The 14,606-nt window shown below is 41.3% G+C and carries 14 protein-coding genes; 4 read left to right on the plus strand and 10 right to left on the minus strand.

The genetic code is table 11. The features are described 5' to 3' along the window. Positions 1-61: 61 nt before the first annotated feature. The 4 genes from secDF to BLS28_RS00575 form a co-directional block, all read right to left on the minus strand. Positions 62-3,052, minus strand: a complete 2,991-nt coding sequence (secDF, locus tag BLS28_RS00560; protein WP_091162248.1) for a protein translocase subunit SecDF — start codon at positions 3,050-3,052, stop codon at positions 62-64. A gap of 116 nt (positions 3,053-3,168) precedes the next feature. Further along, positions 3,169-3,651 (minus strand): dihydrofolate reductase, encoded by a 483-nt coding sequence (locus tag BLS28_RS00565; RefSeq protein WP_091162250.1) that lies wholly within the window; start codon positions 3,649-3,651, stop codon positions 3,169-3,171. Positions 3,652-3,761: 110 nt separating this feature from the next. Next, on the minus strand, positions 3,762-3,986 hold the full coding sequence (locus tag BLS28_RS31500) for a four helix bundle protein (protein ID WP_218134326.1): 225 nt from the start codon (positions 3,984-3,986) through the stop codon (positions 3,762-3,764). Positions 3,987-4,143: 157 nt separating this feature from the next. Then, a complete protein-coding gene (locus BLS28_RS00575) occupies positions 4,144-4,965 on the minus strand; it encodes a thymidylate synthase (RefSeq protein WP_091162252.1) in 822 nt (273 codons plus the stop codon). Positions 4,966-5,144: 179 nt separating this feature from the next. Between BLS28_RS00575 and ispE the strand changes: the two genes are divergently transcribed. Beyond that, the gene (ispE, locus tag BLS28_RS00580) at positions 5,145-5,945 is read left to right on the plus strand and encodes a 4-(cytidine 5'-diphospho)-2-C-methyl-D-erythritol kinase (RefSeq protein ID WP_091162254.1); all 801 of its coding nucleotides are present in this window, start codon (positions 5,145-5,147) and stop codon (positions 5,943-5,945) included. Positions 5,946-6,270: 325 nt separating this feature from the next. Here ispE and BLS28_RS00585 read toward each other — a convergent pair whose 3' ends face one another. The 5 genes from BLS28_RS00585 to tgt form a co-directional block, all read right to left on the minus strand. Continuing rightward, complete coding sequence (locus BLS28_RS00585) at positions 6,271-7,158, minus strand: NAD(P)-dependent oxidoreductase (protein WP_091162256.1); 888 nt, start codon at positions 7,156-7,158, stop codon at positions 6,271-6,273. A gap of 3 nt (positions 7,159-7,161) precedes the next feature. Beyond that, a complete protein-coding gene (locus BLS28_RS00590; RefSeq protein WP_176844329.1) occupies positions 7,162-7,440 on the minus strand; it encodes a lipopolysaccharide assembly protein LapA domain-containing protein in 279 nt (92 codons plus the stop codon). A 1,007-nt stretch (positions 7,441-8,447) separates the two neighbouring features. After that, complete coding sequence (locus BLS28_RS00595) at positions 8,448-9,350, minus strand: DMT family transporter (RefSeq protein ID WP_091162260.1); 903 nt, start codon at positions 9,348-9,350, stop codon at positions 8,448-8,450. Next, positions 9,350-10,453 (minus strand): LptF/LptG family permease, encoded by a 1,104-nt coding sequence (locus BLS28_RS00600; protein WP_091162262.1) that lies wholly within the window; start codon positions 10,451-10,453, stop codon positions 9,350-9,352. The genes BLS28_RS00595 and BLS28_RS00600 overlap by 1 nt, the downstream gene beginning before the upstream one ends. Before the next feature lie 65 nt (positions 10,454-10,518). Then, entirely contained in the window at positions 10,519-11,649 is a 1,131-nt protein-coding gene (gene tgt, locus BLS28_RS00605; protein WP_091162264.1) for a tRNA guanosine(34) transglycosylase Tgt, read from the minus strand. A gap of 224 nt (positions 11,650-11,873) precedes the next feature. Here tgt and BLS28_RS00610 point away from each other — a divergent pair, with 224 nt between their 5' ends. From BLS28_RS00610 to rsmG, 3 genes are read left to right on the plus strand one after another with little or no spacing between them, the layout of a single operon-like run. Further along, complete coding sequence (locus BLS28_RS00610) at positions 11,874-12,995, plus strand: glycosyltransferase (protein WP_243770809.1); 1,122 nt, start codon at positions 11,874-11,876, stop codon at positions 12,993-12,995. Next, positions 12,986-13,591 carry an RNA polymerase sigma factor gene (locus tag BLS28_RS00615; protein WP_090526513.1) on the plus strand — a complete coding sequence of 202 codons (606 nt, stop codon included), beginning with the start codon at positions 12,986-12,988 and terminating at the stop codon, positions 13,589-13,591. The genes BLS28_RS00610 and BLS28_RS00615 overlap by 10 nt, the downstream gene beginning before the upstream one ends. After that, positions 13,581-14,207, plus strand: a complete 627-nt coding sequence (gene rsmG / locus BLS28_RS00620) for a 16S rRNA (guanine(527)-N(7))-methyltransferase RsmG (RefSeq protein ID WP_091162270.1) — start codon at positions 13,581-13,583, stop codon at positions 14,205-14,207. Before BLS28_RS00615 ends, rsmG begins: the two co-directional genes overlap by 11 nt. A 121-nt stretch (positions 14,208-14,328) precedes the next feature. Here the strand turns inward: rsmG and BLS28_RS00625 are convergent, their stop codons facing one another. After that, positions 14,329-14,571 (minus strand): hypothetical protein, encoded by a 243-nt coding sequence (locus BLS28_RS00625; protein WP_091162272.1) that lies wholly within the window; start codon positions 14,569-14,571, stop codon positions 14,329-14,331. Positions 14,572-14,606 lie beyond the last annotated feature (35 nt).

Raw genomic sequence — 14,606 nt, forward strand, 5'->3', positions numbered from 1 at the left:
TAGATGATAACAAAAAAGGCCCCAAATTACTTTGGAGCCTTTTAACAATTTATCCTTTTTCTTATTTAAGGTCTTTCTTTCCAAAGTCAACGATTACTGGTGTTGCCACACAGATCGACGAGTATGTACCGAAAAGAACACCGATCAATAACGCAAATGAGAAGCCTTTGATCACGTCGCCACCAAAGATGAATAATACCAACAATACGAATACCACGGTTAATGCTGTGATAATTGTACGGCTTAATGTACTGTTGATGGCCCTGTTGATAACCTCTTCTGGTTTTTCGTTTTTGTTAGAGTGATCAAGGAATTCACGGATCCTGTCAAATACTACCACGGTGTCGTTAATTGAATAACCAATAACCGTTAATATAGCCGCAATAAACGCCTGGTCAATATCCAGTGAAAACGGAAGGAAGCCATTGAACAATGAGAAAAACGACAATACCAATAAGGCATCGTGAGCAGTCGCGATCATCGCTCCCAAGCTGAACTGCCATTTACGGAAACGGATCAGGATGTAAGCCGAAATCACAAAGATGGCGAACAATACGGTGTAAATAGCTGATGTTTTTAACTCATCGGCAATAGTAGCACTTACTTTTGAACCACCTAAAATGTTGCTGTCGGTAATTTTAGTTTCAGCTTTAGCAGCTAATGTGCTAACAAGGGTTGCCCTTACCTTGGCATCGGCAGCTGTTGAGTTATCATTGAACAGATAGTTGGTAGTGATACTGAATTTATCGGTACCCATGGTTTTAACCTCGGTACTGCGACCTAAAGTGGCGTCGATAGCATCGTGGATCTGCTCGGTAGTAACGTTTTTGTTAGGGAAGCTAACAATATAGTTACGGCCGCCTTCAAAATCCACACCGTAGGTAAAGCCGCGGGTGAAGATAGATATCAAACCTGCTGCAATGAATAAGCCTGAGAAAATGTAGAACTTGCCGCGGTTTTTTACGAACGCGAAGTTTGCATTTTTAAAGGTATGTGAGCTCCAAGGGTTAGAGAATTTGATATCCATGCCTTTGTCAAGCATCCACTCAAATATAACCCTTGAGATCAGCAATGAACAGAACAATGAAGTAGCGATACCAATCATCAATGTAGTTGCAAAGCCCTGAATAGGACCTGAACCAAATACAAACAGGATCAAGCCGGTAAGGAAGGTACTGATCTGTGAATCGAGGATTGAAGGCAAAGCATGTTTGAACCCATCGGCAACAGCAACCCTTAATGATTTGCCAAGGCCAAGCTCTTCACGCACACGTTCATAAACCAGTACGTTGGCATCTACCGCGATACCGAGGGTTAATACGATACCTGCAACACCTGGCACAGTTAATACCGCGCCTAAACTGGTCAGTACACCCATCAGGAAGAAGATATTGATGATTACTGCAACTACCGCTACAGTACCTGCACGGTTATAGTAAGCGATCATGAAGATCAATACCACAACTAAGCCTAAGACACTTGAAGTTATGCCTGCAGAGATAGCCTGCTCGCCTAATGACGGACCTACAATTGACTCAGACACGATGTGAGCAGGAGCCGGCAAACGGCCTGCTTTTAATACGTTGGCTAAGTCGCGCGTATCATCAATGGTAAAGTTACCGGAGATTGATGATACACCGCCCGAAATTTCGTTTTGTACGGTAGGAGCAGAGTATACGTTATCATCTAAAACGATGGCGATAGCTTTTTTGTTGGTGCCTGATGATGCTTCGGCCGTAACGGCACGCCATTTTTGAGCACCTTCTGAGTTCATGATCATCACAACCTCAGGGCTGCCTTTCTGGTCGTTATCAGCACGGGCGTCGTTAATTACGTCGCCAGATAATACCGGGCCATTTTCGGCACCTGTAAGTTTGATAGCGTATAACGCGAAAGTTTTGGTGTTTTTAATAGGTTTTACTTCCCACAAAAATTTGATGTTACGTGGAATAACTGCTAAAACATCTGCACTGTGCAGGTATGAATTTACTTTAGCAGTATCCTGAAGCGGAGCATAACCAACAACAGGGCCCTGGCCTAATTGCTGCTGGCCGTTTGCACCCTGGCCAACGTTTAATGACATTACTGCAAACAACGGGTGTTGTGCAGCTAATTTTGTTTTGCTTAATGAAGCAGCTGAAGTATCGTTTTTAGCGGCATTTTTCTGAACCTTGCTTAACAATGAACCACCTTTAGCTGTATCAGCTTTTCCGGCTGCAAGTTTAGCAGTGGTATCAGCTTTCGCTGATTTACCTGTGTCCGCTTTGGCAGTTTTGCTTTTTGCAGCAAGCAGGTTGTCAATATTGATCAGGTATTGATATGCCTCAGCATTATCAAAAGTTTCGTAAAACTCCAGTTTCGCAGAACCCGAAAGCAATTTACGAACACGCTCTGGTTCTTTAACGCCTGGCAACTCAACTAAAATCCTGTTTGAGCCTTGTTGCAACTGGATGTTTGGTTGGGTTACACCAAACTGGTTGATACGGGTGTTCAAAACAGTAAATGATTGTTTAACCGCAGTTGAAGCCAAATCCTCAAGATAAGTTTTAACCTCACTATTTGAAGCGTTGAACTTCAGGTGGTCCTGGTTATCTTTTGTTGAAAAGATAGCGGCAAGTTTACCATTGGGGTTTAGCTTTTCGTACTCGCTTACAAATAAAGCGATGTAATCTTTTTGGTTGGTTTGAGCATTTGCCTGCAATTTATCGGCGTTAGCCAAAGCCTGGTTAAAAGTAGCATCAGGATTGTTGTTGGCAATTTTCCTAACCAGCTCATCAAGCTGGATCTGCATGGTAACGTTCATGCCACCCTTAAGGTCAAGGCCTAATGCAATTTCCCTTTGCAATACATAAGCGTAATCATGTTTTAATAGCGGATAAACCGGTTGATTGGAAATAGAATCCAAATAAGCTTTTTCTTTCTCAGGATCTCCCTTTGAGTATACTTTGGCATCCTCCCTAACCTTATGGGCCACCCACGTAAATGATAGCTGGTATAAGCACACCACTGCCAGTAGTATGGCGAAAAATTTAATAACCCCTTTGCCTTGCATCGAATTTGTAATATGTAATAAATTAGTTTATAAGCTTTTTTTCAATAAGGCAGCAAATCTAATAAAATTTCGTAAGCACAAAATTTTAAATTAAAACAAAATCATGACAAAGAATGTTAGCGACGCTCAAGTGTGATAAACGAATATTTATACTTGTTTTTTTCGTCGGGCTCAAAATCTTCACGATCTTTTTCCTGCCACTCATCAGGATTTAACTCCGGGAAGAATGTATCCCCCTCAAAATCCTGGTCAACAATGGTGAGATATATGCGGTTTGTAAGCGGGATAGCCTGCCGGTAGATCTCGGCCCCGCCAACAATAAAAACTTCATCCTCGGTTTTGCAAAGCTCAATAGCCGCTTCAATGGTTGGCACCACCTCGCAACCATCGATACTGATGGCTTGCCGGGTAATAACAATGTTGCGGCGCCTAGGCAATGGCTTACCAACCGAATTAAAAGTTTTACGTCCCATGATCACGGTATGCCCCGTAGTAACATCTTTAAAATGTTTTAGATCGTTAGGCAAATACCAGAGTAATTTATTGTCTTTACCGATAGCGTGGTTTTTGGCTATGGCTACGATGATGGATAGTATCATTTCTTGCAGGTCATTAAGTCATTGGTCATTGAGTCATTTTTTTTGACTTGCAATTATAGATTGCTATTTCCAATGAGTTTGATGTAGATGTTTAGTTTTATGTGAATTGTTTATAACTCTTTGAGTAATGTTTGATAATCCTCGTCGCTGATCAGGCTTCTTGTGTTTGCTTTCTTTAGCCAACCCTTAGTTTCAATCACTGAGCCTCTGCCAAAATAACAGAATTTTTTATTTTCCTTGTAATGAAATCGTCCAAAGCCCTCAGCAATGTTTGCGCCTATTGAATCGGACGAACGATTTGCTTGCCCAAAGTATCCTTGGCAAAATATTCCCACTTGGCCACCATAAACCAAACCCTATCAGCAAATGCTTCCGAAAGATTGTATACCTCGAGTTCTTCAATTCTATTACTCATGATAAGATTAGGACAGCTAAAAGCAGGACAATCAAAAAATGACTCAATGACCAAATGACGCGAAGCCAATGACTAAGTTACACCGCCACTTCCGCTTTAATATGCGGCCAGGGATCATAATTCTCCAAAGTGAAATCTTCAAACTTGAATGAGAAGATATCTCTTACCTCCAGATTGATTTTCATGGTTGGCAGGGGGCGAGGATCGCGGCTTAGCTGCAGCCGGGCCTGGTCCATGTGGTTGTTGTACAGGTGTGCATCACCAAAAGTGTGTATAAAGTCACCAAGGTCAAGGTTACAGACTTGTGCCATCATCATGGTGAGCAACGCATAGGAAGCTATGTTGAACGGAACTCCTAAGAATATATCTGCACTTCTCTGATACAACTGGCATGATAACTTTCCTTTAGTCTCGCCTTTTGAAATATCGGGCGGAGCTACGTAAAACTGGAACAAACTATGGCATGGCGGCAAGGCCATCTGGTTAACCTCGGCAACGTTCCAGGCTGACACGATGATACGGCGCGAGTCGGGATTGTTTTTAAGCTGGTTCACCACCTGTTTGATCTGGTCGATATGGCCGCCATCCGGTGTAGGCCATGAGCGCCATTGTTTGCCGTACACGGGGCCAAGGTCGCCATTTTCGTCGGCCCACTCGTCCCATATTTTTACGCCATTTTCTTTCAGGTAGCGGATATTGCTGTCGCCGCTCAAAAACCAGATGAGCTCATGGATGATAGATTTGAGGTGCAGTTTTTTGGTGGTTACCATCGGGAAACCATCCTTGAGATTGAAACGCATCTGGTAGCCAAACACACTTACTGTACCGGTGCCGGTTCTGTCATGCTTTTGCGCTCCGGTTTCCATCACATGCCTCATCAGATCAAGATACTGTTTCATTTTTTTGTATAGTTAGATTAAGGTGATCAATCAGATAGGCATACTTAGGCAAGGCTTTGAAAAAAACAATGACTTAATGACTAAATGACTCGATGACCAAATTTAAAGGGCAAAGAAAAATAATCTACCTTTGGTTTCCTACTGATGTTGGCAAATACATCACGTGTTAATTACTTTGTATGATTTTATTTCCGAATGCAAAAATAAACATCGGCCTTAATATTACCGAACGCCGGCCGGATGGTTATCATAATCTCGAAACCATTTTTTATCCTATCGATATTAAAGACGCCCTTGAAGTGGTGAAAAGCGACAAGCTCAGCTTCACCTCAACCGGCCTGGAAATTCCCGGGTTGATGGAGGATAATCTTTGCGTTAAAGGCTACCATATGCTTAAGCAGGATTATGACCTGCCGCCGGTAAGCATTCACCTGCATAAGCATATCCCCATAGGCGCGGGACTGGGCGGCGGTTCATCTGACGCGGCGTTTTTTATCCGGCTGATGAACGACAAATTTAAGCTCGGTTTATCTGTTGACGAGATGACTGATTACGCCCGTCGCCTTGGTGCCGACTGCGCCTTCTTCATCGAGAACAAGCCCGTGTTCGCCTTTGAGCGCGGAGACGAATTTGAGAGCATTAAACTTGATCTATCGGCATACAAAATAGTGTTGGTGATGCCTCCTGTTCATGTATCAACAGGGGAGGCTTTCAGAGGCATAAAACCAACTCCGGTAAAAGATTCGCTGTTTGATTTGATCAACGAACCGATAGCCGACTGGAAGAAGCTTATCAAAAATGATTTTGAACAAACCGTGTTTAAAAATCATGCGGAAATCAGAGGCATCAAAGCGGCCCTTTATGAGGCAGGGGCCATATACTCAAGCATGAGCGGAACCGGAGCATCTGTGTTCGGTATTTTTGCTGAAACTCCCGATTTGAAATTTTTGGAAGAGGAGAACCAGGTGTTCTATTTGTGATGTCGGATTTCGGATGTTTGATTTCGGATTTGGTAGGATTCGGGAAGCTGTCCCGAAGCAAAATAAAATCGTCATTGCGAGGTACGAAGCAATCCCCGATTGGCAGGTCGTCCCTGTATAGTTTGGGATTGCTTCGTACCTCGCAATGACGTTGTGATATAAAGCAATTCTGCTACCAAACTTACTTATCCTGCTGCATGTAAATGCCGGATGATTTATCGATCATTTTATCAGTCGATAGACCATCCGGCATTTTATTTAAAAGAAATATCCGATTCCAAAATCCTACTTACAAATTCCGAAATCAAACATCCGAAATCCGAAATCAAATGCCCGCGTCTTCACTCACGCCTCGCCCTATCCCTTCCACCCAGTCGTTCTCGCCCCAGCCTTTGGCAATAGCGGTTAGTAAACGGCTGTGTACGGCGTTTGCAATAGGCATGGGCATCTCGCTTGTCTGCGATAATTTAAATGCGAGGCGCGCATCTTTATAACCCAATTTTGATTTGAAGCCTACCGGTTGATATTGCTTGCCGGCAAGGGCCTTGCCGTAGCTCTGGAAAATTGGAGCGTTGAAAAGCGTCGAGCTGAAAAAGTCGGCTACCTGCATTCTGCTTAGTCCGTTTTTTTCGGCAAGGGTGAATGCCTCGGCCATCATTTCCATGGATGCCATGATCATAAAATTGCCTGCTATTTTAACCACATTTGCACCCCCCGCCGAGGGGCCAAAATCAATCACTTCCTGGCCAAGTAAATCAAGTATAGGACGGGCATCAGTTTTAGTTTGTTCATCACCCGAAACGCAAATCCAAAGCTTACGTGCAGCGGCTGCTTCGGGCCTTCCGAATACAGGAGAAGCGAGGTAGCGATTTCCTGACTGTTCATGTAACCTGGCCAATTCTTCAGAAGTTCCAGGTGAAATAGTGCTCATGGATATGTGTACAGCATTTGGCTGTAGCGTTTTTAAAATTCCGCCGTCGCCTACAGCCGATTCTCGCAGCACCTCGTCATCTGATACCATGGTGATCAAAAATGGCACATTTGCCGCAGCTTCAGCAGGACTCTGGCATTTTGTTACACTGTCGGTGCCAAGCTCGTCTACCTTTGAAAGTGTGCGGTTGTAAACCTGCAAATGGTACCCTGAGTCAATGAGGTTTTTGGCCATGCTGGCACCCATGTTGCCAAGCCCTATAAATCCAATCTTTGTTTTCATATTTTAGCTGATGTATTCCCTGTCTTCGTCACTTAGTGTATCGGTGCCGTCTTTTTTGTGCATGGCGTCATGATAGCCTTCAATATCGAACTTTTGTTTTTTAGGCCATGCCACGATCAAGCCCAATATAAAACCTGTTACCGCAACTACCAGCATCATCATTAGTTTGGATACCCTGAAAGTGGCGAACAAAAATTTGAAGTAAACCTCGTCGGTATTTTGCATTAGTACGATGGTAAGCAAAACTGCGATGGCTACAATGACTATTGTTTTAATGCTCATGATGGATGTTGGTTTTAGAGTAATACAATATCCGCTTTTTAAATGTTTAATAAAAATTGATCTCATGTAAATCGAGGTCATGGAATTTGATCGCGAAATAGTGCGGAGATGTGTCTGCATTTTTAGGTTCATATTTTATTGGCTGTGTCCACCTCTGGTAGCTCTTCAATTTTAAATCGCCCAGATTTTGCCCGGTTGATAATTGCCCTTTCAAAAATGAGGTGACAATAACCGCAGTGAAATTTTGCCCATATTTTTCAAAGGCTAAAATCAGAACTTTTAATACCCCTGGAATTTGATATTGCGAGGATTTCTTTCGCCCAAAATTTCTTTGCGAGAATCCTGCGAGAGTGAAAAAAAATCCGTTCGAAAACTGATTTTGTATACAAGCAGGAGAGGTGCCGCGATTTTTTTTTATTCCTGAATCATTACTTCACTACACTTTCTGACGTGGGCTTTGTTCGTGCCGAATTGGAAAGTTTTACACTAAATAAGATGTATTAATTATTTGATTTATAAATTTATATGATGATTTTTTTCTTGTTGTTTTTTAAATGCTAATTTCTTTAGTTTTTTGTGATTTTATTTGCATTGCTTTTGTTTGATTATTTGTTTATATAAATTATATAAATATCTGATTTTTAAATTTATATTTTTATAATATAAATAGTTAGTTCAAATTTATTAATTGATGTAAAATGACTTAAATTTAAATTGTATAGTTTGCCGATCCAATTTTTATATTGGAACTTAATACACTAAGTTAAAATTGGATTTTGCCGCTGTTTTGCGCTGAGATGTTAGTTGAGCCCAGAATGCCTTGAAAAATTTAAATCGCTCTGAGGGGCTAAAAATAGCCAAAGCGGACGCTGATATTTCGCTCCTATTTTGGAGTGGAGGATGTGAAAACTAAGGCTGATTGGAGTTGTTGAATCGCTGTTTAATAACAGGCAGAAGTACGGCCGTACAAGTATCTGTATGAGGCAAGCAAATGAGGAAGCTAAGAATTAGGACATGCTTTTATGCCGTGAAATTTGCTTTCGGGCTACGGGGTATAAAAAAATTGTAGACAAAATAAGGATGGCCCCGCCCCAAAATCCAAGCGTCATTTTATTAAGATCACCAAAAAAAATAAACGACAGGATGATACCATACACCGGCTCAAGGTTGGTGACGAGTGCTACCCGAAAGGCGGAAAGCTCACGCATTACAGATACCCCGGCCACGTAAGCAAGCGATGTGCATACGGTGCCAAGCAGCACCAGGTAACCGATATCTGCAGGCTTTAACAGCATGGCACGGGTGTAGCCGGAGGTTATAAACAGGTATATCGAGATCCATACAAAGGCCCCTGACAGCTCATAAAATGCAATGACTGATGCCTGTACTTTTTGCACCTGGCGCGAATTAATGATAGAGAAAAGGCTTGCACAAACGGCGCTTGCAAGCCCGGTTGTGATGCCCTTAGTGTATCTGCTTTCAAATTTAAAAATTAAAATAATGCCGGTGATGATTAAAAGACCGGCTAAAATTTCAAGTTTTGAAATGCTTTTTTTATTGATCAGGGGTTCAAATATTGCCGTGAAAAGTGTGATGGATGACAGGCAAACCAAGGTGACAGCGACGGTAGAAAGTTTGATGGCAGCGAAAAAAAGGATCCAATGCCCGCCCACAATCGCGCCAGTGAGTACCAATTTTACAAGGGTTTTTCTGTCAACCTTAAAATCAGTTTTGTTGAATTTGAAATACAAAAATAACGATGAAAAGGCAATAAGTACCCTAAACCACACCAATTGTACGGCCGAAATGGTGATCAGGGCGCCCAAAATTCCGGTAAATCCCCATACAAAAACTGTAAAATGGAGAATAATTAGGTTCTTATTTGGGGATGAAGGGGTGTTTTGCGTCATTATTTGGGTGCTTTTAAAAGCAGATAGTAACCTAAAATGCCAAAAACGATGTTAGGAATGAATACCGCTATTAAAGGTGTCATGCCCCCTTTTACCGAAAATACAAGCGCAAACCGTTCTAATATAATATAAGCGAAGCATAATAGAATACCTATCCCCAGGGGTAATCCAACACCTCCGCGTACCTTTCTCGACGATATGGAAACACCGATTAAAGTAAGTACAAAGGCTGATAAAGGGTATACAAAACGGTGATATTTTTCAAAATAAATGGCCTTTAAATATTCCGGGCGGCGCAGTTTTTCCTTGTCAATATTCTTGTTCAGGTCGCTTAAAGACATGGCCTGGTATACGTTATCATATACAATAAAATCGCTTGGGTGCATATCCAGAACTGTGTCTTTTGGCGTATTGCTTGTAATGAATTGTTCTTTCATCCCGTTTACATATTTTACACTGTATTGCTTAAGCGACCAGATTCGTTTTAAAGAATCGTATTGAATTTGTTCGGCAATCAGTTTTTCACGCAACGTATCACCATTAAATTTCTCCATTATAAAATTGTAACCTAAATGAGTTGTGGGATCGTAATTGGCAAGATAAACAAAAGTATGTTTGTCAATTTGCATGTGTACCTCCACCTTAGTCGGGTCATTGTCCATCATGCCATTGGCATTTTCAAAGTCGATTTTCAACCGATTTGTGAAAGGAATAAGGTATACATTTGCAAAAAAAGACACCACAAATATGATTGATGAAGCGATTACATAAGGTCTTAAAAATCGATTAAAACTTGCCCGGCCGCTTAGTATCGGAACGATTTCTGTTTGGTTTGCCATCTTGGCTGTAAAGAAAATTACTGCCAAAAAGTTGATCAGCGGCGATAACATATTCAAATAAAACGGAATAAAACCCGCGTAATATCTAAAGACGATATCGTGCAAACTGGCGTGTTTATTCAGAAAATTATCCAGCTTTTCTGATACGTCAAACACTACAGATATCACCATGAAAATACCCATAGTAAATATAAAAGTGCCGAGGTATTTGCCAATAATAAACCTGTCGATGATCTTTAAATATCTATGAAAAAAAGTTGTCATCTGTCGGTTGTTTGATTGTTAATTTCCATGTTTTTCCTGGAGATTTCTTGTGATTTTATGAGTTGTTATAAACGCTGTCCAAGGCGCTTTACCATCATGTTTTTCCAATCGTAAAACTCACCCGCAATAATTTTTTTTCGCGCCTCTTTAACCAGCCATAGATAAAAATGGAGGTTATGCAAGGTGGCAATTTGAGCGCCTAACATCTCGCCAGAGTGGATTAAATGGCGTAAATAAGCTTTACTGTAATCCCTGTCGGCAAACAGATCGCTGTCATCCTCAATGGCCGAAAAGTCGTTTTTCCATTTCTCATTTTTGATGTTGATGATGCCGTTTTTGGTGAAAAGCATGCCATTGCGCGCGTTCCTGGTTGGCATAACGCAATCAAACATGTCAATACCCAGAGCTATGTTTTCCAAAATGTTTACAGGCGTACCTACCCCCATTAAGTAACGCGGTTTTTGCTGCGGTAATATATTGCATACAATTTCGGTCATGGCATACATTTCCTCGGCCGGTTCACCGACCGAAAGGCCGCCTATGGCATTACCTTCACGCTCATATGAGGCTATTACTTCGGCCGATCGTACGCGCAGATCTTTATATACCGAACCTTGTACAATTGGGAAAAGTGTTTGACTGTAGCCATATTTTGGCCCGGTGCTGTCAAATCTGTCGCAGCAACGTTTCAGCCAGCGGTGGGTCATTTCTATCGATCGTTTTGCGTAGTTGTAATCGCAGGGATAGGGGGTACACTCATCAAACGCCATGATAATATCGGCGCCGATTATGCGCTGAATGTCCATTACATTTTCGGGAGTAAACAAATGTTTTGATCCGTCAATATGCGAGCGGAACGTTACCCCCTCCTCTTTTATTTTGCGTACTTCGGTTAATGAATATACCTGGTAGCCGCCGCTATCGGTTAAGATGGGACCGTCCCATCCATTAAATTTATGTAGTCCTCCGACGCTTTCAAGTGTATTTAAACCAGGACGTAGATATAGATGATAGGTGTTGCCCAATATAATTTGCGCCGAAATATCCTGTTTAAGCTCGTGCTGGTGTACCGCCTTTACAGTGCCGGCTGTGCCTACGGGCATAAAAATAGGGGTTTGTATGGTACCGTGGTCGGTAGTGATCTCGCCGGCTCGGGCCTTTGAAAGCGGGTCTTGTGCTGTTAAGTTAAATTTCATTTTAGGGTTGCAAAATTAGCAAAAAAAAACCTCATGCCCGTCCTTTCCAAAACGGCGGCAGGATAAAAGCTATTTATAAACGTGCTGAATATTAAAACCATGTTAATTAAAGTAATTTTATTTTAAGGGAGATTAAATAAGAGTACATTAAACTTCAAATTAACGCTGATATTGAGCCTTAATTTCATTGATTTTTAACAAATTTGCCTCATTATTTTTTTTGTTTGGAAACGTACTTACACGACGCGCTTTTTATTCTTTTTCAGCTTTGTTTTATAGTTCAGCTATATTACCTGGTAAGCAGGCATACCCGCCTTGCAGGCCATAAACCCGCCGAAGGGCCGCCGCCCAGAGTCTTAATCCCCATTTCTGTTATTATCAGCGCCCGCAACGAAGCCCGTAACTTAGAGGAAAATCTCCCATCGATACTGGAACAAAACTATCCTGATTTTGAGGTGGTTGTTATCAATGATTGCTCTTTTGATACTTCCGACGAGGTGCTTGAAACCATGCAAAAAAAATACGCCCACCTTAAAGTTGTTACCATTACCGAGCATGACCGCTTTAAAACCGGTAAAAAGTTTGCCCTTACCTTAGGCATCAAGGCATCAAAAAATGAACACCTTTTATTTACCGATGCTGATTGTAAGCCAGCTTCCGAAAACTGGATAAGCCGTATGGCAGCCAATTTTGCAAGCGGGGTGCAAATAGTTTTGGGATACTCTCCTTATTATAAAAAAGGTGGTTTTATTAATGCTTTTACCCGCTTTGAAACCATAAAAACAGCAACCAGTTACCTGTCGGGCGCGTTAACCGGCGACCCCTATATGGGTATTGGCCGCAACCTTGCCTATACAAAAACGTTATTTTTTAGTGCAAAAGGTTTTGCTTCGCACATGCACGTAATATCAGGCGATGATGACCTGTTTGTTAACCAGCATGCTACTCCTGATAACACAGTGGTTGAACTGAGTCCCGAATCATTTATGTTTACAGAGGCTAAAACCACTTTTAAATCATGGTTTAAACAAAAAAAGCGACACATGGGGGTAGGGAAACTGTATAAAAACCAGCACAGGCGTATGCTTAGTTTTGATGCAGTTAGCGGGTTTATATTCTATATTTTATTGATATTATTCCTTATTTTGAGATATGAGCCGTTACTGGCATTAGGTTTGTACGTTTTTAGGTTGATATTACAAATGGCCATTTATAATCGTATATTTAAAAAACTTAATGGCAAAGACCTTTGGTGGTATCTCCCCTTTTTTGACCTATTATATTATACATATTTAAATGTTTTTGGATTGATCGGTACCTTTTTAAAAACTACTCAATGGAAATAAACGCCAACTTTACCGAGAACGCAAAGAATGATTTTCACCTGGTAGTGAAGGCCAGGCAGGGAGATCAAAAAGCCTATGCCGATTTGATGCACCGTTATAAAGATTCGATTTATTTCATGGTGCTTAAGATGGTAAACAACAAAGAAGATGCAATGGACCTAACGGTTGAAACGTTTGCCAAGGCATTTGAAAAACTTGAAAAATACCAGCCTGATTTTGCTTTTAGCACCTGGCTTTTCAGGGTAGCAACTAACAATTGCATCGATTTTATCCGCAAAAAGAAACTAAGTACCATGTCAATTCACGGCATGATGGACGACGAAGGGGATGAAAAACCGCTGCAAATTAAGGCTGACAGCCTTAACCCCGAAGAAACATCTATCAAAAAACAACAAACTCAGGAGCTAAGATCATTAATTGAAAGCCTCCCGACGCGTTACCGTAACCTGATTACCTTACGCTATTTTGATGAGCTTTCGTACGAAGAAATAGCTCAGCAACTCGACCTCCCTTTAGGGACGGTAAAGGCGCAATTATTTAGGGCAAGGTACCTGCTTGGCAATATTATTAACCGTTTTAACAGGGATGACATCTGAAATAATTCTACAATATTTTCCTGATTTAAGTGCCGAACAGCGTGAGCAATTTGAAAAATTGCCTGCTTTATATGAACACTGGAACAGCCAGATCAACGTAATTTCCCGCAAAGATATTGATCTTTTATTTGAACGTCACGTGCTCCACTCGCTTGGGATTGCCAAAGTAATGGCTTTTTTACCGGGCGAAAATGTGCTTGATGTGGGTACCGGTGGGGGCTTTCCTGGTATCCCACTGGCTATTTTATTCCCCGAAACACAATTTCATTTGGTTGATTCGATAGGCAAAAAAATCAAGGTTGTTACGGAAGTAGCTGTAGCCTTAGGCCTCAGAAATGTGAAAGCATCACACCTGCGGGCCGAACAAATTGCGGATAAATTTGACTTTGTAGTATCACGCGCTGTTACCCAATTAAAGGATTTTTATCCATGGGTAAAAGGTAAATTCAACAAGCAATCGAATAACAAATTACCCAACGGTATCCTATATTTAAAGGGCGGCGATTTGGAGAAGGAGATCAAAGAATCGGGCTTAAAAGTTACCCAATATCATCTGAAAGATTACTTTAAAGAGGAGTTTTTCGAAACAAAACAGGTGATATACGTGAAGGGATAATCTATTTGTAATCCACCGTTCTGATTATAAATATGCACATAAAGACGCTACTGCGTTAAAGTAAATCACTTTACGCCTTCGCGTCTTTGCGAGAAATCATTTATAAAATGCGGTTTAACTTCTATATCAAATGATCATGATGCTGGTTGTCGGTGCGTGATGCTGCCCAAAAAACAAACCCCAGAAAAAATAACGCACCGCCGGCAAAAACAGGCAGTTTAAATGTCCATCCGCCATTTAAGCCGGTAGTGATAATTGAACTGCCAGAGCTATCTACCGCATTGATGGTATGCTTATAAAAAAAATTACCTGCAATAAGCATCACAATGCCTACTATTGCTAAAATGATCCCAAACTTTTTCATATTATGAGGTTTAAAAATGAACAAAATCAGGCTAA

This window comes from Mucilaginibacter gossypii (assembly GCF_900100945.1).
Lineage (GTDB): Bacteria > Bacteroidota > Bacteroidia > Sphingobacteriales > Sphingobacteriaceae > Mucilaginibacter > Mucilaginibacter gossypii.

What these genes read in the sequence shown, in the direction of transcription:
- BLS28_RS00615 (WP_090526513.1), top strand. Translation starts at nt 12,986, where the DNA reads ATGGAAATAAACGCCAACTTTACCGAGAACGCAAAGAATGATTTTCAC.
- secDF (WP_091162248.1), bottom strand. Translation starts at nt 3,052, where the DNA reads ATGCAAGGCAAAGGGGTTATTAAATTTTTCGCCATACTACTGGCAGTG.
- tgt (WP_091162264.1), bottom strand. Translation starts at nt 11,649, where the DNA reads ATGAAATTTAACTTAACAGCACAAGACCCGCTTTCAAAGGCCCGAGCC.
- rsmG (WP_091162270.1), top strand. Translation starts at nt 13,581, where the DNA reads ATGACATCTGAAATAATTCTACAATATTTTCCTGATTTAAGTGCCGAA.
- BLS28_RS00595 (WP_091162260.1), bottom strand. Translation starts at nt 9,350, where the DNA reads ATGACGCAAAACACCCCTTCATCCCCAAATAAGAACCTAATTATTCTC.
- ispE (WP_091162254.1), top strand. Translation starts at nt 5,145, where the DNA reads ATGATTTTATTTCCGAATGCAAAAATAAACATCGGCCTTAATATTACC.
- BLS28_RS00590 (WP_176844329.1), bottom strand. Translation starts at nt 7,440, where the DNA reads ATGAGCATTAAAACAATAGTCATTGTAGCCATCGCAGTTTTGCTTACC.
- BLS28_RS00600 (WP_091162262.1), bottom strand. Translation starts at nt 10,453, where the DNA reads ATGACAACTTTTTTTCATAGATATTTAAAGATCATCGACAGGTTTATT.
- BLS28_RS00585 (WP_091162256.1), bottom strand. Translation starts at nt 7,158, where the DNA reads ATGAAAACAAAGATTGGATTTATAGGGCTTGGCAACATGGGTGCCAGC.
- BLS28_RS00565 (WP_091162250.1), bottom strand. Translation starts at nt 3,651, where the DNA reads ATGATACTATCCATCATCGTAGCCATAGCCAAAAACCACGCTATCGGT.
- BLS28_RS00575 (WP_091162252.1), bottom strand. Translation starts at nt 4,965, where the DNA reads ATGAAACAGTATCTTGATCTGATGAGGCATGTGATGGAAACCGGAGCG.
- BLS28_RS00625 (WP_091162272.1), bottom strand. Translation starts at nt 14,571, where the DNA reads ATGAAAAAGTTTGGGATCATTTTAGCAATAGTAGGCATTGTGATGCTT.